Raw genomic sequence first — 298 nt, forward strand, 5'->3', positions numbered from 1 at the left:
CCGCTGCCGCTCGACTTGCATGTGTTAGGCCTGCCGCCAGCGTTCAATCTGAGCCATGATCAAACTCTTCAATTTAAGTTTGGTTGCCACTCTTTGTTACCAAGGAGTTGGCGGCTCAATGAATTGCTGAATTAACTGCTGCAACTTTCGTTGCTTTGGTCACTTCATCAGACATTGAAAATCAAAAATTGTTTTTGATGCTCGATGCTGTGAGTGCCCACACAGATTGCTTGATTCAAATTGTTAAAGAGCGACGCAGCTTTTGGCTGCTGCGGGAGTGGCATTCTACTCAACCGCC

Annotated in this window: 1 rRNA gene; it reads right to left on the reverse strand. The window is 46.6% G+C overall.

The window, feature by feature from the left end:
* A 16S ribosomal RNA gene (locus tag J9889_RS14745) occupies positions 1 to 75 on the reverse strand; the annotation flags it as partial.
* Between the last annotated feature and the right edge of the window lie 223 nt (positions 76 to 298).

Origin of the sequence: Aeromonas sp. PrichA-15 (assembly GCF_017939245.1) — a bacterium.
GTDB classification, from domain to species: domain Bacteria; phylum Pseudomonadota; class Gammaproteobacteria; order Enterobacterales; family Aeromonadaceae; genus Aeromonas; species Aeromonas caviae.